Below are 20681 nucleotides of genomic sequence, written 5' to 3'. Positions count from 1 at the left end.
GGTAAAATGACTAATCAAAAACTTAAATTATTATTTATTGGCGATATATTTGGAGAACCTGGAATTGAGTTTGTTGAAGAATTACTTCCAATAATAAGAAAAGAATATTACATAGACTTTGTTATTGGTCAAGCAGAAAATGTATCTGGAAGAAAAGGGTTTGTTAAAGAGGATTATGAAAGGTTAAAATTATCTGGAGTAGATGCTTTTACTTTAGGTAATCATGTTTGAGCAAAAAAAGAAATTCTTGAAATAATCCACAATGAAGATGTAATTAGACCAGCTAATATTAATCCTCAATATGCCGGTGAAGGATCTAGAATTTTTAATATTAAAGGTGTATCATTAAGAGTAACTCAGTTAATGGGAATTACTTTTAATAAATTATCTCCTCCATGAAATGAAGAATATGCAGATAATTTTTTTGATTGTATAGATAATATTATTAAATTTAAAGAAAAAACAGATTTTCACTTTATTGATTTCCATGCTGAAACAACAAGTGAAAAAAATGTATTAGGATTATATGTTGATGGTAAAGTTGATGCAATTTGTGGCACACACACACATGTACAAACAAATGATGATAAAAAATTACCTAATAATACTCTATATATAACAGATGTAGGGATGACTGGCCCATCTAATTCTGCAATTGGAGCTGATTTTGAATCAGTATACGAGAAAATGAGATTTGATAGACCATCAAAATTTGAAGTTTCTAAAAATAAACAACAATTCAATGCGGTTATTATGGAACTTAATAATATAAATAAAGAAAATAATAAAATTACTAAATTAAACATAGCTAAAAATTAATTTAATAAATTTGTTATTTTTTTTTTTTTTTTTTTATTTGGATTAAAAAAATATTTGGTATAATTATTTAGACACACGAAAAAATAATTTTTTAAAATGTGTAAGTGTAGTGATACATTCAGCTGACCATTACTAATAAATTGATAGGTTTAAAAGTGGATGAATTTATAGATTTTTTAATAAATTACCAACAGCTATTCAGTTTTCAAAGATTTCGTCCGTCATGGACTTTTTTTTATTTTATATAAACTTAACAAAGGAGATTGAAATTAATAAAGTGAATGATAAGACTTTTAACAACTTTTTAAATACCAGTTCTATATTATTGGATGATAAAGACTACATAAAATTTTTAAAATATTTTGCGAGCACTCTTAAAAATATAGAAGTTCCTAGATTTCAAAATAATTATTTAGTATTGAAAGAAAAGCAACACCTTCTTAAAAATGAAGGATTTGTATATGAAAAAGTTGAATTTAAGATAAATAAAGAAATAGATGATCTGATTGAGATGTTTGACAATATTTTGTTAGAAATGAATTTTAATTCAACAATTCCTAAGGACTTACATAAAAAATATCAAATAAATATTATTTACAAATATAAAGACACAATTCTTAAGAAAGTTTATTTAACAATTGATAATTTAAAGGAAAAAAGTCACAATAATTTCTTGAATTTTGCAAATTATAGAAATGAAGATTATTCAACAATTTACACAACTAAACGTAAATGATATTTATATAGTGAACCATATATTAAAAGTTCTAAGTTTGTAATCAATCGTTCAAATAAACCTCACATTGATTTTTATGATATTATTGAAAAACTATATTCATGATTTATTGAATTGGTGGAGGAAAAAATAATAGAATTTAATCCAGAAACATTTATTAAAGATTTTAATGACTTTAAATCAAGGAATAGCAGATTAAAATATTCATCCGATTTATGAGATGAATATAGCCCAAACACAAAGAAAAAAGATGAAATTTATAATGAACTAGTTCATTATGGACTTTGAAATTCATTTTTAAATTTCATAAATGCAATTTTAACAAATGACAGAAATAAAATATTTTTCAACTATAATGAATTGATTGTTAAAAATTATTTTATAAAAAATAATAATATTTCATTAAAAAGAGATGTTAGTATAACTGATAACGATATCGTTGATATCCATTGAAACAATTTTATTGAATTCTGTGAAGAAAAATCTGATTTTAGAATACCTGACTTTGCTATAGGTAGTTTCGACGATGATGAAGATGATTCTCTTATTAAGTATTTATTGTTGCAATACAATTTATTAATAAGATATAGAATTTTAAACAATGAATATTTAAATGATAAAACTACACTAATCGACACACTAACAATATTAAATAAAATTTATGATTCTGGAAATTTAGATATTTTTATAAATAAAATAGAAGAGATTAAACTTGAGTTAATTAAGATCATTTCTAATTCGATTTTAATTAACAAAGGAGAAGACAACAATATGAATAAGTACATAATCTCAAGAATAATTGATAAAATAGAAATAAGTAGTGTTTATATTACTGACATTATTCAATTAATAATAAATAATAATATAGATAAAAATTACATAAATAGTATTGAAAAACATCGGAATAATGAAATATTTAACTTTTTATTTAATTCTTACAAACCTAAAAAATCAGATTCATTGAATAAAAATATAAGCTATAGTAAAATTATAAGAGATATACATAATAAAATTAAAAAAATTAATTAATAATTTTATTTTTGTGCTATACTTACTTAGCTAACAAATTAGCAACTAAAAAAATATAAAAAAGATAAAAAAATAATTAACTAAAAATTTTTTTATGTTATAATTGTTTCACACAAAACAAAAAAGTTCTTTGAAAACTAGATATACAAACATGACAGTCAATTTTTTCGAGAGTTTGATCCTGGCTCAGGATGAACGCTGGCTGTGTGCCTAATACATGCATGTCGAGCGGAGTTCTTCGGAACTTAGCGGCGAATGGGTGAGTAACACGTACTTAACATGCCCTCTAGATTGGAATAACGATTAGAAATGATCGCTAATGCCGGATACTTATGTTTTTCGCATGAAGAATATATAAAAGGAGCGTTTGCTTCGCTAGAGGATTGGGGTGCGTAACATTAGCTAGTTGGTAGGGTAATGGCCTACCAAGGCTATGATGTTTAGCGGGGTTGAGAGACTGATCCGCCACACTGGGACTGAGATACGGCCCAGACTCCTACGGGAGGCAGCAGTAGGGAATTTTCCACAATGGACGAAAGTCTGATGGAGCGACACAGCGTGCAGGATGACGGCCTTCGGGTTGTAAACTGCTGTTATAAGGGAAGAAAAAATAAAGTAGGAAATGACTTTATCTTGACGGTACCTTGTCAGAAAGCAACGGCTAACTATGTGCCAGCAGCCGCGGTAATACATAGGTTGCAAGCGTTATCCGGAATTATTGGGCGTAAAGCGTCTGTAGGTTGTTTGTTAAGTCTGACGTGAAAACTTGGGGCTCAACCCCAAATTGCGTTGGATACTGGCAAACTAGAGTTATGAAGAGGTTAGCGGAATTCCTTGTGAAGCGGTGAAATGCGTAGATATAAGGAAGAACACCAACTTGGCGAAGGCAGCTAACTGGGCATACACTGACACTGAGAGACGAAAGCGTGGGGAGCAAACAGGATTAGATACCCTGGTAGTCCACGCTGTAAACGATGATGATTAGCTGATGGGAAACTCATCGGCACAGCTAACGCATTAAATCATCCGCCTGAGTAGTATGCTCGCAAGAGTGAAACTTAAAGGAATTGACGGGGATCCGCACAAGCGGTGGAGCATGTGGTTTAATTTGAAGATACGCGTAGAACCTTACCCACTCTTGACATCTTCCGCAAAGCTATAGAGATATAGTGGAGGCTAACGGAATGACAGATGGTGCATGGTTGTCGTCAGCTCGTGTCGTGAGATGTTCGGTTAAGTCCTGCAACGAGCGCAACCCTTGTCCTTAGTTAAATGTTCTAAGGAGACTGCCCGAGTAATTGGGAGGAAGGTGGGGACGACGTCAAATCATCATGCCTCTTACGAGTGGGGCAACACACGTGCTACAATGGACGGTACAAAGAGATGCAATACGGCGACGTGGAGCAAATCTCAAAAAACCGTTCTCAGTTCGGATTGTAGTCTGCAACTCGACTACATGAAGTCGGAATCGCTAGTAATCGTAGATCAGCTACGCTACGGTGAATACGTTCTCGGGTCTTGTACACACCGCCCGTCACACCATGGGAGCTGGTAATGCCCGAAGTCGGTTTTGTTAACTACGGAGACAACTGCCTAAGGCAGGACTGGTGACTGGGGTGAAGTCGTAACAAGGTATCCCTACGAGAACGTGGGGATGGATTACCTCCTTTCTACGGAGTACACCTTAGTACAACAAGTACTGATAACAATGACTAAATATTTTTAATGTCATGTGCTAATGTTTTAGTCCACTAGCGTATATCTAGTTTTGAGAGAATTTTCTCTCATGATCTTTGAAAACTGAATAGTTATACATTTTTAATATAACAACGACATCATTAAACAAAATAAAGATTATGTCTTATTTGTTTTGATACCGAGTTAATAAATTTAATTTATTAAAATGTCTTAAAATACATCAACAATAGGTAAATATTGTACTTTTAAATAAGTAAGAGTTTATGGTGGATGCCTTGGGTCTGGAAGTCGATGAAGGACGTGATAACCTGCGATAAGCCTCGTGGAGCTGGAAATACGCTATGAAACGGGGATTTCCGAATGGGGAAACCTAACTAGAGTAAAGTCTAGTTGCTTTCTAATGAATAAAATAGTTAGATAGACGAGACACGTTGTGAACTGAAACATCTTAGTAGCAACAGGAAGAGAAAATAAATAATGATTCTATTAGTAGCGGCGAGCGAAAATGGAAGAGCCCAAACCAACACATGTTGGGGTTGTAGGACAGCCTTTTTAAGTTACAAAATTGTAGTATAGCAGAAAAACTTGGAAAAGTTTAGCATAGAAGGTGAAACTCCTGTATGCGAAATATTACAATCTTATGGCTGTATCCTGAGTAGGGCGGGGCACGTGAAACCCTGTCTGAATCTGCCGGGACCATCCGGTAAGGCTAAATACTAACCAGACACCGATAGTGAACTAGTACCGTGAGGGAAAGGTGAAAAGAACCCCGGGAGGGGAGTGAAATAGATTCTGAAACCATTTACTTACAATTAGTCAGAGCCCGTTAACGGGTGATGGCGTACATCTTGCAGTATGGACCGGCGAGTTATGTTAACATGCGAGGTTAAGTGGAAAAAAGCGGAGCCGTAGAGAAATCGAGTCTTAATAGGGCGTTTAGTATGTTGATATATACCCGAAACCATGTGATCTATTCATGAGCAGGTTGAAGCTTGGCTAATCCCAAGTGGAGGACCGAACCGTAGTACGCTGAAAAGTGCCCGGATGACTTGTGAATAGTGGAGAAATTCCAATCGAACTTGGAGATAGCTGGTTCTCCTCGAAATAGCTTTAGGGCTAGCGTGTGATGTTAAATCTTGGTGGTAGAGCACTGAATATGGAATGGCCGCGCCTAGCGGTACTGACTATAATCAAACTCCGAATACCATTATGTATTATCATGCAGTCGGAACCGGGGTGCTAACGTCCCGGCTCGCGAGGGAAACAACCCAGATCGTCAGCTAAGGTCCCAAAATTGTGTTAAGTGAGAAAGGTTGTGAGATTTCATAAACAACTAGGAAGTTGGCTTAGAAGCAGCCATCTTTTAAAGAGTGCGTAATAGCTCACTAGTCAAGAGATCTTGCGCCAATAATTTAACGGGACTAAAACACAATACCGAAGCTACGGGTACATTTGTACGTTAGAGGAGCGTTCTTATCAGCATTGAAGCATGACCGTGAGGACATGTGGAGCGTTAAGAAGTGAGAATGCCGGTATGAGTAACGATTCGTGGTGAGAATCCACGACGCCTATTGGGGAAGGTTTCCTGGGCAAGGTTCGTCCACCCAGGGTTAGTCAGGACCTAAGGAGAGGCTGAAAAGCGTATTCGATGGACAACAGGTTAATATTCCTGTACTGAGAGTAGTGTGATGGAGTGACGAAGAAGGATAGCAGTACCCATTATCGGATTTGGGGGTAAGCAACAACTGGTCAGTGTAGTTAAATGCGCACTGTATAACCGGGAGTTGTAATGCATAGTGAACGGCAACAAGTAACGAATTCTGTGATTTCATGCTTCCAAGAAAAGCTTCTAAACTTTAAACTACTTATCACCTGTACCGAGAACGGACACACGTCCCCAAGATGAGTATTCTAAGGCGAGCGAGAAAACCAATGTTAAGGAACTCTGCAAATTGACCCCGTAAGTTCGCGAGAAGGGGCGCCCATGTAAATGGGCCACAGTAAATTTTGAGGGGCAACTGTTTATCAAAAACACAGCTCTCTGCTAAACCGCAAGGTGATGTATAGGGGGTGAAGCCTGCCCAGTGCCCGAAGGTTAAGCGGATGCGTTAGCTTTAAGCGAAGCGTTGAAGTGAAGCCCGGGTGAACGGCGGCCGTAACTATAACGGTCCTAAGGTAGCGAAATTCCTTGTCGGCTAAATACTGACCTGCACGAAAGGCGCAATGATCTCTCAACTGTCTCAACATTGGACTCGGTGAAATTATGGTCCCAGTGAAAACGCTGGGTACCCGCATCAAGACGAAAAGACCCCATGGAGCTTTACTACAACTTCGTATTGGAACTTGGCCTAACATGTGTAGGATAGGTGGGAGACTGTGATGTTAGGGCGCTAGCCCTAATGGAGTCGCCGTTGAAATACCACCCTTGGTATGTTGAGTTTCTAACTTGCCGCCGTTATCCGGTGGGAGGACAGTGCGTGGTGGGTAGTTTGACTGGGGCGGTCGCCTCCTAAAAGGTAACGGAGGCGTTCAAAGGTACACTCAATACGGTCAGAAACCGTATGTAGAGCGCAAAGGTAGAAGTGTGCTTGACTGCGAGACTTACAAGTCGAGCAGGTGCGAAAGCAGGACTTAGTGATCCGGCTGTACGTCATGGAACGGCAGTCGCTCAACGGATAAAAGTTACCCTGGGGATAACAGGCTTATCTTGCCCAAGAGATCACATCGACGGCAAGGTTTGGCACCTCGATGTCGGCTCATCGCATCCTGGAGCTGGAGTCGGTTCCAAGGGTTTGGCTGTTCGCCAATTAAAGCGGTACGCGAGCTGGGTTCAGAACGTCGTGAGACAGTTCGGTCCCTATCTGATGTGGGCGTTGGAATATTGATGAGAGCTGCTCTTAGTACGAGAGGACCGGAGTGGACACACCGCTGGTGTTCCTGTTGTTTCGCCAGAAGCATAGCAGGGTAGCCAAGTGTGGAAAGGATAACCGCTGAAAGCATCTAAGTGGGAAGCCTCCTCAGAGATAAGTATTCCCTTGAAATTCCTTGTAGACGACGAGGTTGATAGGATGGAAGTGTAAGTGTAGTGATACATTCAGCTGACCATTACTAATAAATTGATAGGTTTAAAAGTGGATGAATTTATAGATTTTTTAATAAATTACCAACAGCTATTCAGTTTTCAAAGATTGTATCCATTGAGGATATTTTTTTATAAAAATCTTTGAAAAATTATTTTGATTTTTTTAAAAATAAGTTAAAATATAAATGCAAAATAAATTAATTGGTTTGGAGAAGTAGCTCAGCTTGGCAGAGCGCTACGTTTGGGACGTAGGGGTCGCAGGTTCAAATCCTGTCTTCTTCACCATTTTGGGGGGTTAGCTCATTTGGCTAGAGCGCCTGCCTTGCACGCAGGAGGCGGTGGGTTCGAATCCCATACTCTCCACCATTTGGCACTGTAGCTCAGTTGGTTAGAGCATCCGGTTCATACCCGGAAGGTCATGAGTTCGAATCTCATCGGTGCTACCATACGGAAGCTTAACTGTTAAAAAATATGGACCTATAGCTCAACGGTTAGAGCAACCGGCTCATAACCGGTCGGTTACCGGTTCGAATCCAGTTAGGTCCACCACGGGTGATTACCCAAGTCTGGCTGAAGGGACTAGTCTTGAAAACTAGCAGGGGATGCAAGTCCCGCGGGGGTTCAAATCCCTCATCACCCGCCATCTGTTTACACATTACATAGCGGAGTGGAGCAGTTGGTAGCTCGTCGGGCTCATAACCCGAAGGTCATAGGTTCAAATCCTATCTCCGCAACCATGGTCCAGTGGTAAAGTGGTTTAATACGCCTCCCTGTCACGGAGGAGATCGCGGGTTCAATTCCCGTCTGGACCGCCATTATTTTGGCCCTGTAGCTCAGTTGGTAGAGCAACAGATTGAAGCTCTGTGTGTCGCTGGTTCGATTCCTGCCGGGGCCACCATACAAAAAATAGCAAGTTAAATTTCGTGTAATAGCTGAATTTAACTTGCTATTTTTATTAATCTCATTTTTTGGAATATAGTAAAATTATAAAAGTTAAAGTAGGAACAATGATTAAAAAAATAAGAAAAATATTTTATTTTACTATGCCTATTGTATCATTAGTTGGGATGAGTGTTGTTTCATCTTCTTGTAATAACGATAGAAAAGAAGCTACAGAATCACTTTACAAATATAGAAGTTATGTAGAGGAAAATATTCAATATTTCAAAGAAGAAATATTGAATATTAATATTACTAAAGATAATTGTATTAATATTGATACAACTAAAAATAAACTAGAAAATTTTAATTTTGAATATTTATTATGCACTGGAAATATAACAGTTAAGAAAAATTTATATTCATTTAATGGTCATAATTATAGAATTGAAATAAACCAAAGATCACAATCAGTGCCAGGTACAAATAAAGCAACTATATTTTTAAATATTACTGATACTAACTTAGATGTAAAGACAACTTCTAATGCTATAGAAATAGAAGGTTTCAAAGTAACTTCTGTGTCTCATAATCATTATATTTATGACTATAAAATAAGAGATTGTGAATCATGCAAACAATATAATTAATAAAGGAGTGATAATGGATTACAAAAAAACTTTACTAATGCCTACCACAAAATTTGAAATGAGAGCTAATTTAACTCAAAAAGAAAAGAATTTCCGTGAAAAGTGAGAAAAAGATTTAATTTACATTAAATCCCTAGATAAAAATAAAGATAATGAACCTTTTATAGTTCATGATGGCCCTCCATATGCAAATGGAGATTTGCATGTTGGACATGCATTGAATAAAATTCTTAAAGATATTATTGTTAGATATAAAACATTATCTGGATATTATTCACCATTTGTTGCCGGATGAGACACTCATGGTTTACCTATTGAACATAAAATGTTACAAGAAATGAATATTTCTAAAGATGAATTAAATCCTTTGATTTTAAGAAAAAAAGCTGCCAAGTATGCTCTTAAACAAGTTGAAAATCAAAAGAAACAATTTAAAACATTACAACTTTTCTCTGATTTAGAAAAAATTTATGTAACTTTAGATAAAAAATATGAATCTAAACAACTTCAATTGTTCAAAAAAATGGTATTAGATGGTTTAGTATATAAACATCTCAAACCAGTTTATTGATCACCATCAAGCCAGTCTGCATTAGCTGAAGCTGAAGTAGAATACGCCGATGTTGTTTCAAATTCTATATATGTTGCGTTTAATGTTATAAATAGTGACAATTCAAAAGTTAATGCAAATGATAAATTAATTATATGAACAACTACTCCTTGAACCTTAATTGCTAATTCAGGAGTTGCTGTTGGAGAAAATATAACCTATATTAAAGTTTTTGTTAATGATAATTATTATATCGTTGCAAAAGATTTATTAGAAAATTTACAAGAATTATTTAAATGAGAAGAAATTAAAATTATTACCGAATTAACTTCTAAGGATTTAGTTGGTGTGGAATATTTAACACCAATTACAAATAATAATGCTAGGGTTGTAATAGGACATCATGTTACTTTGGAAGCCGGAACTGGTCTTGTTCATATAGCTCCGCTTTTTGGTGAGGATGATTTCTTGATTGGGAAAACAAATAATCTTGAAATGATAATGCATATCTCAGATAATGGAAATATCGACTTTGATTGTGATTATAATGGAATGTTTTATGAAGATTCAAATGAAAAAATTATTGGCTTCTTAAAAAGCAATGAATCTTTAATTTTATCTAATAAAATTAAACATTCATATCCACATGATTGAAGAACACACAAACCAATTATTTTTAGAGGTACACCTCAGTGGTTTGTTTCTATTGATAAAATTAGAAACAACATTTTAAGTGAGTTAAAAAACGTTAAAATGTATCCTGAATGAGCTTATAAAAGACTTTCGAATATGATAGAAAATAGAGGAGATTGAACAATTTCAAGACAAAGAACTTGAGGAGTTCCAATTATAATATTTTACGATAAAGATAAGCAACCGGTTATTGATGAACAAATATTTGATTACGTAATTAAGTTAATTGAAGAAAATGGATCTGACATTTGATGAGAAAAAGAAGTAGATGAATTACTTCCTGAAATTCACAGAAATAAAGGATATACAAAAGAAATGGATATCATGGATGTTTGATTTGATTCTGGGACTTCAAATATTGCAGCTGATGTTTATGGATTTGAATCTCCATACGATGTTTATCTTGAAGGTTCTGACCAATATAGAGGTTGATTCAACTCTTCGTTAATAAATTCTGTTGCTTATAAAGGAAAAGCACCTTATAAGAATTTGATTAGCCATGGATTTGTTCTTGATGGCAAGGGTGAAAAAATGTCAAAATCAAAAGGAAATATCATTTCACCTCTTGATGTTGTAAATCAGAAAGGTGCTGATATATTAAGATTATGAGCTGCAAATAGTGAATATTCAAATGATATTAATATTTCAGAAGATATTCTTAATCAAAATGCTGAAGTGTATAGAAAAATCCGTAACACTTTAAGATTTATGATTTCTAATACAAATGACTATAAATACGATAAAAACTTAAAATTAGAAGGTATTCATGAATTTATTAATGAAGAATTAAAAGTTCTAATTAAGAATGTACATGAAAACTACAACAGTTTTAAGTTCATTAATGTTATTAAGGAAATTAATAATTATATTGTTAATTTATCTAGTTTTTATCTTTCGATTGTTAAAGATTTATTATATGTAGAATCCAGAGACAACATTGAAAGACAAATGGTTCTTAAGAATCTTTATGAAATAACAGATTTTATAATTTTAGCTCTTGCACCAATTTTACCAACAACTGCAGAAGAAGCATATTCTTTCTTTAATAAAGAAAATAAAGAAGAATCAATTATGCTTGAAAGATTTGTGAAATCAACTACACCAAATTATGAATTAATTAATAAATATAACGAATTCTTTGAATTAAGAGACCAAATTAATATTTTAATTGAAAATTCTATAAAGAATGGTGAAGTTAAAAGAAGTAATGAACTTGAATTATCACTTAAAACTAATAGTGAATTCATCAAGAACTTGAATTTAAAAATGTTATTGATGGTCGGTAAAGTATCAATTTCTAATGAAACTAAAGTTTCTAAATTTGATAGTAAAAAATGTGAAAGATGTTGAAATCATTTTGAAAAAGAAGAGATGCATAATGACGAGATTTGTGTAAGATGTTATGACGTTATTTCATCTTTAGATGATTTTGGTGGATTTAATGAATAAATTTCAGTTAAAATGAAATGATTTTGTTAAATATTTAAAAAATAACAAAAAGCAAATAATAATAAATTATTGTATATTCATAGTTTTATTTATAGTTTTACTTTTAATTGACCAATTAACAAAAACTTTTATTTTTGTGCATGGTGATGTTAATAAATTAAATTCAGAAGGATTGGTTTATGTAAATGGATATTGAACTAATCCAGAAACTATAAATTACAAAAGTGTAGTAAATTATGGAATTTTTGGAATAAGATCAATTTGACATAGAGGTGTAACCTTTCTTCCAAGTTCTTTTAATATAACAATAATACAAATTGTTAGTGTTTTGATATTTATTTTTTGCATATTTGTTCCATTGATGATAAATAAAAAATTAACGATTTTTATCTGTCTGATTGCTTCAGGAGATTTCGGGAATATGCTTGATAGATTCATATTTAATGAATTTGTTAAAGATATTTTCTACTTACCTTGGGTTGATAAAGGAACCTTTAATTTAGCTGATGTCTGAGTTATGCTAGGAGCAGTTTTGATATTTGTGTATCTTTTATATGAATTAGTTTTAGATATAGTGAAAAAGAAAAAAAATGCTGAATAAAATTTACTTCCATAAAGAAGTAAATTTTTTAATTTATTTTTTATATAAAGAAATAAAAAGAGCTAAATAGCTCTTAATTAATGTTAATTTAAGTTATCGATATATTCAACTACTTCTTCGCACGAATCCATTTCAATAACTTTTTCAGCAATTTCTTTGCATTTTTGATATGAAAGGTTTGACAACATTTCTCTAGTGTTTAAAATGTTAGACGCTGACATTGAAAATTCATCTAAACCTAATCCAACTAAAATTGGTAAAGCTCTTTTATCACCAGCCATTTCACCACACATGCCAGCTCATTTACCGTTTTTGTGCGCTCCATCAATAACGTGTTTAATTAATCTTAAAATTGATGGATTAAGTGGTTGATAAAGATAAGAAATTGATTCATTCATTCTATCTGCAGCCATTGAATATTGAATTAAATCATTTGTACCGATAGAAACGAAATCAGCATATTTACAGAACTTATCAGATAAAATAGCAGCTGCTGGAGTTTCCATCATTAGACCAAATTCAATTTCGTTTAATGGAGCAATTTCGTTTGTTTCTTTGCTTAATTCTTTATATGTTTCAGTAAAGAAATCTTTTGCTTCCAAAAACTCAGTAACATTTGTGATCATTGGAATCATAATTGCAATTCTACCATAGTAACTTGCTCTAATTAAGGCTCTTAATTGAGTCTTAAAGATTGATTTATTTTGTAAACAGAAACGAATAGCTCTATATCCTAAAAATGGGTTCATTTCTTCAGGGAATTTGAAGTATTTTAATGTTTTATCTCCACCGATATCAAGAGTTCTTATAACAACTCTTTTCCCATTCATACCTGAAACAACTTTTTTGTAAGCTTCAAATTGTTCATCTTCGCTTGGTCAATCCGAATTATCCATGTATAAAAATTCTGATCTGAATAATCCAACAGCTTCAGCATCATTATCAATAATTGATTGTAAGTCTGCAGGCGATCCGATATTAGCGGCTAGTTCAACTTTGTGATTGTCACTTGTCTTACTTTCTTTATTCTTAAATAATTTCAATTTTTCAAGATATTCTTCATAAAGTTTCTTTTGCTTATTGATTTCAACGATCTCTTGTTCTGTTGGGTTTACAATTACCAAGCCTTTATCACCGTTAATAGAAAGATAATCACCATCATTAACCAATTCAAGAATGTTATTTGTACCCACAACACTAGGAATGCCCAAACTTCTTGCCATAATAGCTGTATGAGAAGTTGGACCACCGATATTTGTGGCAAACCCTTTAACGTATTTTTTATTTAATTGAACAGTTTGTGATGGTGTTAAATCATTTGCCACAATAATTACTTCTTCACTTATAGCAGATAAATCATGTTCATTAATTCCACTTAAAGCATAAAGCAATTTAGTTTTAATATCTCTAATATCTGCTGCTCTTTCTCTCATGTATTCATCATCCATAGAAAGAAAGATTTGTTCATTTTCTCCATAAATCTTTGATACTGAATAAATGGCTGAATAACCTTGATTAACCATTTCTGTGACCCTTTCATTCGTGAAAGGGTCATTTAAAAAGTTTAAGTGTGCTTCAAAAATTTCAGCGTGTTCAGGATCTTTAGCTAATTCTTTACCTTTTTGAATTTTAACTTCAACTGCTTTCATTGCATTTACTAGAAGTTTAAGTTCTTGTTCAACACTATTTGAAGTTTTTTCAACAATTTCAACATTTTTTTCTTCAATTTTAAGAACTTTAGCTAAAGCTATACCTTTAGATGCTCCTATACCTTTAATTTGCATAATGCCTCCTATAAATAATAAAAGTATAAACAATTATAGTTAATTATGAGTGGTCAAGTTAAAGATTGAATAAAAAAAGTGGAATTTTACCACCTTTTTAATTATTTACTGTATTTTTGAATTGTAGCATCAAGTCTTTTATCGATTTCAACAATTTCTTTTACTCTTTGTTCAGGTAAGAAATGTTTAAGTTGTTCAATAGGCAAGTTAGTTTCTTTAGTGATTGAATTGTATTTTTCTTCAATTTCTTCTTTTGAAACAGGTTCAAGACCTAAAGAAGTGATAACAGCTTCTTTTATAACATCTGCTTTAAGACCTTCTTTAGCTTCTTCTCTTAATCTTTCATTATATTCATCATCGTTAATTCCAAGAAGTTGTAAATATTCAACTTTTTTAATATTTTGTTGTTTTAATTGTTTATTTATTGTTGATTCAACTTCTTTAATTTTGAATTCAAGTAATGTATTACTAAAATTTAATTCTGTTTTAGAAACACCTTCACGAACTAAATTTTCAAAGAAATTTTGTTTGTCTTCATTTTTGTATGTAACAACTAATCTTTCTTTGAATTTAGTTTTAGCAGTTTCAACAGTATCTTCCTCTGTTCCACCAATTAACATAAGATTTTCTTTTGTTAATTCAATTTCTTTAATTTTTAATACTTTGTTAATTGTTACTTCAAAAATAGCATCTTTACCGGCAAGAGTTTTTGCAAAGTATTCTTTAGGGAAAGTAACTTTAACTTCACCTTTTCATCCAGCTTCTTTACCGACTAATTGGTCTTCAAATCCTTCAATAAATTGTTTTGATCCTAAAACAAGATCAAATCCTTCAGCTTCACCACCTTCGAAAGGTTCATCACCAACATATCCTTTAAAGTCAATGTTTACAGTGTCATTAAGTTCTGATTTAGCATTAACTTCTTCATAAGTTGAATATTTTTGTAAAAGTTTTTTCAATTCTTCTTCTACAATAGCATCTGTAACTTCTCTTTGTTCAAATTTAATTTTAAGATTGTCAAGTTTAATTGAATCAAAATCAACTGTTCTATCAAAAACAATAATTAATTCGCCATGATTTTCATCTTCTGCTTTCTTGTAGTCGATTGATACTGGTTTATCAAAGAAGTACTTTGTAACTTCAACAGCACTTTTAAGTGCATCAATAAATTTTGTTTCTGCAATCAAATTGATTGTTTCGTGTTCAACTTGAGCCTGTGATAAATATTTATCTAAAACATTTTTAGGTAATTTTGAACCATTTCTGAATCCAGGAATTTTAATTTTTTTAATAACTTTTTGTTCAGCTTTTGAACGATTTTTTGAATATTCTTCTTTAGTAACAGGAATAGTAACTGTTATTGTTTGATTTTTATCATCTTTAATAGCTTTAATCATCATTCTCCTTTATACAAATACTAATATTTTAAACTATTTTATTTTATATTGAATTATATTTTAATACTCTTCAAGAAAATCAAGAATTTTGAATGGTGATTTATTATGGTATAAAACATTTATGATATTTGTCATAAATGGTACGTAAATATCTTTTTCTTTAATGATTTTTTCTAAAATTTTTGCTGTTGTATAACCTTCAACTGTTTTTGTTTGATTATTTAAAACTTCTTTGAGACCTTTGTCAGCAATATCTAAACCAAAAGAAAAGTTTCTACTTTTGTTAGATGAACACGTTAGAAAAATGTCACCAATACCAGCTAATTCGAATCCTATTTCATCATCAAGTTCTGGAAAAAGACTTTTATAAATTTTGTGTATTTCTTTTACACCAATTGTTAACATTGCTGATTGAGTATTTTTGCTTTTATTTGAATAACTTATAATACCAACACCAATAGCTAAAACATTTTTTAATGCAGCAAAAAGTTCAGAACCCTTTTCGTTCTTATTAATTACTAATTTAAATGAATCATTGTTGAAAACCTTAGTTAATTTCGCTAAGAAATTTATATCTCTACCAACAACATTAATCATTGTCAATTCATTCTCAAAAACTTCTACAGCATAACTGGGACCTATTAAAGTTGCCATATTTTTTAGGTTTTTCTTGAACTTTGAGTAAATTAATTCTGAAAAGAAATTTTTTGATTCGCTATCTATACCTTTAGCAACATTTATTAAATTTATTTTTCTATAATTAAGTACTTTTTGAATTTCCTTAAGCATTGTCTTAATATGACTTGATGGTGTGGCTAAAATAACATAGTCAGCATTCTTTAATGTTATATCTAGATTATTTGTCGCGGCTAAATTTTTAAAATTGTGAAATCTTTTATTACCAAAATATTTTCTGTTATACCCATTATTTATATCATTTATTTCATCTTGGTTTATTCCGTACATTATGATATTATGGTTATTTTTTAAGAGAACATTCGCTAGAGCCGATCCTCAAGCACCAGTTCCAATTATAGCAATTTTATTTTTATCCATTTCATACTCCTAAATGAAATTTTACTAGTTTTTTAAAAAATAAAAATGGCAGGAGTAGCAGGATTCGAACCCACAGCACACGGGGTTGAAGCCCGTTGTTCTACCGTTGAACTATACTCCTAGTCCATTTTCAATTATATAGTATTTTTTGTTTTTTCTATTAATAAAATCACATCATTTACAGTAACTAAATTTGTAAGTTCTGAATCTGGAAGATGAATTTCGAACATATCTTCAGCATTAATGATAAGTTCAGCAAAATCTAAAGAATCGATTTCTAAATCTTTAATATTATCACTTTCCTTTACTTTTTTACTTTTTGATAATTTATTAAATTCTTTAATAACTATTTCTTTTATACTCATAACAACTTAATTATATAGTTTTAATTTGGAACGTATATTTTTTTACTTCGAATTTTTCATTGTGTTGTCATTGTAAGGTTATTATAATTTTCTTTTCAGTTATTTCCGATTTGAATGATATTGAACCGTAACTAACGGACATTCTTTTTAAAATATCTTTAATAAAAGTGATTACCAATTTATCGTCGATTTTACTGTTCCCAAAATCATTTTTTATTAGAAATTCTTGATAATATGAGTCATCAATATTTGGAAAAATACTTTGATTTTTAATTTCATCCGCTTGTTTCTGATTTTTATTTTCTTTAATCATATTTTTTTCAACTTTAAACACACTATTATAAATGTAAAATGAACCAACAGCCACTAACCCAATACTAATTACCGAAATAAAAATTATTAGATTTGATTTACTAAATTTCATATTTTTTTCTTATATAAATAATAAAATCTTCATAAGAAATTCGTTCTAAATTTATAAATTCTACTCAATCTTCAATTTTAATTTGTATAAGGTTATTTTGGAGTGTATTAATATCTTGAATTGATATAGCTATCTTTTCTATTTTTGTTTCTAAAGCACTTTCTTCATAGAATTTTTTGTGTTTTATATTTACACACATATCAATAACATCGAATGAAAAAAGTGTTAAGTCATTTATAAGATTTTTATTTAATAGTTCATTATATTCTTGATCATTATTAAAAACTACATTAATATTTTTGAATTTTAATTTATCGTTTTCATTTATAAAATTTGGATCAAACGACTTACTTTGTTCCATCAATTTGATTTCTTTTTTGCTTAATTTATCCTTGATTTTAAAATTAAGAAATTTAGGAAAAAATAAATTTACTTTCTTAAAAACATCGTCATCTGATATTTTGCTGAAATTAGAAGAAAAAAAAGAAAATAAATTAGTATTTTGATTAATTTCATTAAATTTCATAAACGTTTGAAGGTTAAAAATGCTTCTTTTGTTCTTTAATTCATTTGATGATGTTTCAAATTTATAAGTATATGGAATTTTGAATGTAAAATATTGTTCTTCAGTCTCTAAATAAAAATTTTTTACTATGTTATCTGATTTGATTATTTCGTTCTCATATAATGTTTCTTTATCATTTTTAACTATTATTTTAATTTTTTCAAGTTTATTAATAGGAAGATTTAAGTTTTCATCCAAAATCAAGCCATATTCACTAAATTTTTTAGAATTTGTTAGCAAATATTTGCCATTTACCTGTATGTCAAATTTAACATTTAAATATTTAAAGGGATTACTAAATTTTCTATTTACTTTAAATATTAACGAAAATTTGTTATTTCTAAAATTTCGAACCAAATAAATTGTTGCGTCTATTTGATCATTTTTATTTTCAATATTGTTATGAACTACTAAGTGCGAGGAAAAAGTATAAGGATCTAAAATATTCTTTTTATTCAATTCGCTAATGTGCGATATATTGTTTATTAGTCCTACTTGCAAAATAAAGTGTTAAAAACTCCAATTCAGCTTGTTTCTTCTTTTTATAGAAAGTAGTTTTTGAAAAATATTCCTTATATCAATTTTTATCTTTTAAATTGTTATTTTGTATATATGTTTTTTCTATAATCATAGAATTAATTTTTGTCATATTTTTTAGTATAAATTTAACATATTCTGTTTCTCAATTTCAGTCAATATCCTCATCTTCTCAATCAATTTGGAAATCTTTAGGTAGTTGATATTGTATTGAATTATTGCTTTGTCCATTCTTTCTAATTTCATTTATTGTCTTTCCTAGTCGATTTGTTTCAACTATATTTTTAATTATCTGACTTTTTGTCATACTTTTTTCATCATTTCTCATCTAATACCTCCAATTAAATATTAACATTGAACAAATTGGAAGAAAAATAAAATAAAAAATAAGTGTTTTTTCCACAATAAAGTGGCGAGACACTTATTTATAATAGTTATAAATTAGTATGATTTAGCAAAAACAACATATCTGTTTGTTTCTTTTTTGCATTCTTCAAAAATACATTTTTTGTTTTTTTCAGGTTTATCTAATTTCAAAGGAATACATCTAGTTGATGCTCCTGTTTCTTCTTTGATTTTTACTTCAGCTTCATCTAAACAACAAAATGGTGCTGTTACAAATTTACCATTGTTAATTTCTTTTTTAAAATCATCATAAGTAAACACAGTAACACTGTTCTTATTCAATCTTTCTAATGCTTTTTCATAGAGATTTTCATGAATATCGTCTAAAAGTGTTCCGACAAGGTTTTTGATGTCTTTAACTTTTACAGTAATTTTTTCTAGTGTATCTCTTCTTACAACTGTCACATTTTTATTTTCAAGATCTCTTGGCCCAATTTCTATTCTAAGTGGGGTTCCTTGAATTTCACTGTTTGCTGCCTTAAAACCAGGGTTCTTATTAGTTGAATCAACTCTAACTCTTCATTTTTTAGATAACTCTTTGTTTAACTTTTTAGAAACTTCTTTAACCTCATCATTTTTATCAGCAAATAATTCTAAAATATCAATTTGTGTAGGCGCAACTCTAGGAGGTATCACTATTCCATGATTATCCCCGTGAGTCATAATAATTGCTCCTAATAAGCGAGTAGAAACACCTCATGAAGTTTGGAATACATTGATGTATTCATTGTCTTGATTTTTAAAGATAATTTCATATGGCTTAGAAAAGTTTTGAGCTAAATAATGGCTGGTTCCAGCTTGCAATGCTCTTCCATCTTTCATCATAGCTTCGATTGTATATGTTGAACAGGCGCCAGCAAATTTTTCGTGTGAAGTTTTTTTACCAATAATAACAGGGATAGCTAAATATTTCTTCAAGAATTTTGCATAAACCTTGATCATTTCTCTTGTTAATTTTCTTGCCTCTAAAGCATTAGAGTGACATGTGTGGCCTTCTTGTCATAAGAATTCCCTGCTTCTTAAAAATGGATTAGTAGTCTTCTCTCATCTAAGCACATTAGCTCATTGATTGTAAATAATTGGAAGATCTTTGTAAGATTCAATTGAATTTTTGAACAAGTTGGCAAATAAAACTTCTGAAGTAGGGCGGATGTAGAATTTTTCAGATAATTCTCGGTCTCCTACCCTAGTTACGGTTGCTAATTCTGGATTAAAACCATTAACATGTTCTTTTTCAAGTTCAAATAACTTTTGAGGTATTAAAAGAGGTAAATAAACGTTTTGAATTCCTTTTTGCTTAAAGATTTTATTCAAGTTTTCTTGAATTAATTCTCAAATTCCGTAAGAATTTGGTTTAAAAACTAATGTACCTTTAGCAGGTCCATAAGCAATCAATTGCCCTTGTTTTACTACGTCTGTATATCATTTAGCAAAGTCTTGTTCTAAAGGTGTAATTTTTTCTAATTTATTCATATTGACCATTATACCATTTTTACTTTTTTTGTAAATCGTTTGTGCATGAAAAGTTCACTAGTTTTGTGTAAAAAGTTTAAGTTTGTTTTCATTTTTGGTTAAATTATAAACTTTTGATTCTGGATAAAAAAGTTTTTTGCTATATTAAAAAATTCTATATAATAAATAAGCCTATTTATTAGCTAATATATTAGAAAGGAGTCCTCATGTCAAGAAGAGATCAAATTTCAGGTAAAGGACCACAATTTGGAAATAAACGTTCACATGCTATGAACGCTTCAAGAAGAAAATTTAATGTTAATCTCCAAAAAGTTAAAATTAAAACTGCTTCTGGTACAAAAACTTTAAGAGTTAGTGCTAAAACAATTAAAACTCTTAAGAAAAATAATGTTATTGCTTAATACTTTAAGATTGATCAACTTAAAATATTAAGTTTTTTTTATTTATTTTAGTCCTTTACTATATATAATATTTAAAATGCAAAGGAGT

Annotated in this window: 14 protein-coding genes, 9 tRNA genes and 2 rRNA genes; 16 read left to right on the top strand and 9 right to left on the bottom strand. The window is 30.8% G+C overall.

What is annotated here, in order from left to right; genetic code table 4:
* Nucleotides 1-6 precede the first annotated feature (6 nt).
* The 15 genes from FOY43_RS02550 (at nt 7) to FOY43_RS02480 (ending at nt 12186) form a co-directional block, all read left to right on the top strand.
* Complete coding sequence (locus FOY43_RS02550; protein ID WP_146308976.1) at nt 7-819, top strand: TIGR00282 family metallophosphoesterase; 813 nt, start codon at nt 7-9, stop codon at nt 817-819.
* Between the two features lie 277 nt (nt 820-1096).
* Nucleotides 1097-2584 (top strand): hypothetical protein, encoded by a 1488-nt coding sequence (locus tag FOY43_RS02545; protein ID WP_146308975.1) that lies wholly within the window; start codon nt 1097-1099, stop codon nt 2582-2584.
* A gap of 163 nt (nt 2585-2747) precedes the next feature.
* Nucleotides 2748-4254, top strand: a 16S ribosomal RNA gene (locus FOY43_RS02540).
* Between the two features lie 271 nt (nt 4255-4525).
* Nucleotides 4526-7415: ribosomal RNA gene (locus FOY43_RS02535) — 23S ribosomal RNA — on the top strand.
* Together the 16S and 23S rRNA genes with 8 tRNA genes alongside form the textbook arrangement of a ribosomal RNA operon.
* A gap of 157 nt (nt 7416-7572) precedes the next feature.
* Nucleotides 7573-7649, top strand: a tRNA-Pro gene (locus FOY43_RS02530).
* Nucleotides 7650-7653: 4 nt separating this feature from the next.
* Nucleotides 7654-7730, top strand: a tRNA-Ala gene (locus FOY43_RS02525).
* Nucleotides 7731-7733: 3 nt separating this feature from the next.
* Nucleotides 7734-7810: transfer RNA gene (locus tag FOY43_RS02520), tRNA-Met, on the top strand.
* A 27-nt stretch (nt 7811-7837) separates the two neighbouring features.
* A tRNA-Ile gene (locus FOY43_RS02515) sits at nt 7838-7913 on the top strand.
* Nucleotide 7914: 1 nt separating this feature from the next.
* Nucleotides 7915-8007 (top strand) — tRNA-Ser (locus FOY43_RS02510).
* An 18-nt stretch (nt 8008-8025) separates the two neighbouring features.
* Nucleotides 8026-8101, top strand: a tRNA-Met gene (locus FOY43_RS02505).
* A gap of 1 nt (nt 8102) precedes the next feature.
* Nucleotides 8103-8179 (top strand) — tRNA-Asp (locus FOY43_RS02500).
* 7 nt (nt 8180-8186) lie between these two features.
* Nucleotides 8187-8262 (top strand) — tRNA-Phe (locus FOY43_RS02495).
* Nucleotides 8263-8371: 109 nt separating this feature from the next.
* Nucleotides 8372-8893 carry a hypothetical protein gene (locus tag FOY43_RS02490; RefSeq protein WP_146308974.1) on the top strand — a complete coding sequence of 174 codons (522 nt, stop codon included), beginning with the start codon at nt 8372-8374 and terminating at the stop codon, nt 8891-8893.
* Between the two features lie 13 nt (nt 8894-8906).
* Nucleotides 8907-11585, top strand: coding sequence for an isoleucine--tRNA ligase (gene ileS, locus FOY43_RS02485; RefSeq protein ID WP_146308973.1), 2679 nt, complete (start codon nt 8907-8909; stop codon nt 11583-11585).
* Entirely contained in the window at nt 11578-12186 is a 609-nt protein-coding gene (locus FOY43_RS02480; RefSeq protein ID WP_162847762.1) for a signal peptidase II, read from the top strand. Before ileS ends, FOY43_RS02480 begins: the two co-directional genes overlap by 8 nt.
* A gap of 83 nt (nt 12187-12269) precedes the next feature.
* Here FOY43_RS02480 and ptsP read toward each other — a convergent pair whose 3' ends face one another.
* The 9 genes from ptsP to proS all read right to left on the bottom strand — a co-directional run bounded on the left by ptsP (nt 12270) and on the right by proS (nt 20192).
* Nucleotides 12270-13970: a phosphoenolpyruvate--protein phosphotransferase gene (gene ptsP, locus FOY43_RS02475; RefSeq protein WP_146308971.1), complete on the bottom strand. Its 1701-nt coding sequence runs from the start codon at nt 13968-13970 to the stop codon at nt 12270-12272.
* Between the two features lie 101 nt (nt 13971-14071).
* Nucleotides 14072-15370 (bottom strand): trigger factor, encoded by a 1299-nt coding sequence (gene tig / locus FOY43_RS02470; RefSeq protein ID WP_146308970.1) that lies wholly within the window; start codon nt 15368-15370, stop codon nt 14072-14074.
* 57 nt (nt 15371-15427) lie between these two features.
* Complete coding sequence (locus tag FOY43_RS02465) at nt 15428-16423, bottom strand: NAD(P)H-dependent glycerol-3-phosphate dehydrogenase (protein ID WP_146308969.1); 996 nt, start codon at nt 16421-16423, stop codon at nt 15428-15430.
* Between the two features lie 46 nt (nt 16424-16469).
* Nucleotides 16470-16544 (bottom strand) — tRNA-Trp (locus FOY43_RS02460).
* A 13-nt stretch (nt 16545-16557) separates the two neighbouring features.
* Nucleotides 16558-16788 (bottom strand): phosphopantetheine-binding protein, encoded by a 231-nt coding sequence (locus tag FOY43_RS02455; RefSeq protein ID WP_236094557.1) that lies wholly within the window; start codon nt 16786-16788, stop codon nt 16558-16560.
* Nucleotides 16789-16798: 10 nt separating this feature from the next.
* Complete coding sequence (locus FOY43_RS02450) at nt 16799-17212, bottom strand: MHO_1590 family protein (protein ID WP_146308968.1); 414 nt, start codon at nt 17210-17212, stop codon at nt 16799-16801.
* On the bottom strand, nt 17202-18236 hold the full coding sequence (locus FOY43_RS02445; RefSeq protein WP_146308967.1) for a hypothetical protein: 1035 nt from the start codon (nt 18234-18236) through the stop codon (nt 17202-17204). Before FOY43_RS02445 ends, FOY43_RS02450 begins: the two co-directional genes overlap by 11 nt.
* A gap of 4 nt (nt 18237-18240) precedes the next feature.
* Nucleotides 18241-18642: an MG284/MPN403 family protein gene (locus tag FOY43_RS02440; RefSeq protein ID WP_146308966.1), complete on the bottom strand. Its 402-nt coding sequence runs from the start codon at nt 18640-18642 to the stop codon at nt 18241-18243.
* A 113-nt stretch (nt 18643-18755) separates the two neighbouring features.
* Nucleotides 18756-20192: a proline--tRNA ligase gene (proS, locus tag FOY43_RS02435; RefSeq protein WP_146308965.1), complete on the bottom strand. Its 1437-nt coding sequence runs from the start codon at nt 20190-20192 to the stop codon at nt 18756-18758.
* Between the two features lie 206 nt (nt 20193-20398).
* On the opposite strand from proS, the gene rpmB reads away from it, so the two are divergent.
* Nucleotides 20399-20593: a 50S ribosomal protein L28 gene (rpmB, locus tag FOY43_RS02430; RefSeq protein WP_006886874.1), complete on the top strand. Its 195-nt coding sequence runs from the start codon at nt 20399-20401 to the stop codon at nt 20591-20593.
* Nucleotides 20594-20681: the final 88 nt, after the last annotated feature.

The sequence above is a fragment of the Mycoplasma anserisalpingitidis genome, from assembly GCF_007858495.1.
In the GTDB taxonomy this organism is placed as follows: domain Bacteria; phylum Bacillota_I; class Bacilli_A; order Mycoplasmatales; family Metamycoplasmataceae; genus Mycoplasmopsis; species Mycoplasmopsis anserisalpingitidis_A.
The sequence above is the reverse complement of the archived record's forward strand: the minus strand, read 5'-3'. Positions and strand labels throughout refer to the sequence as shown.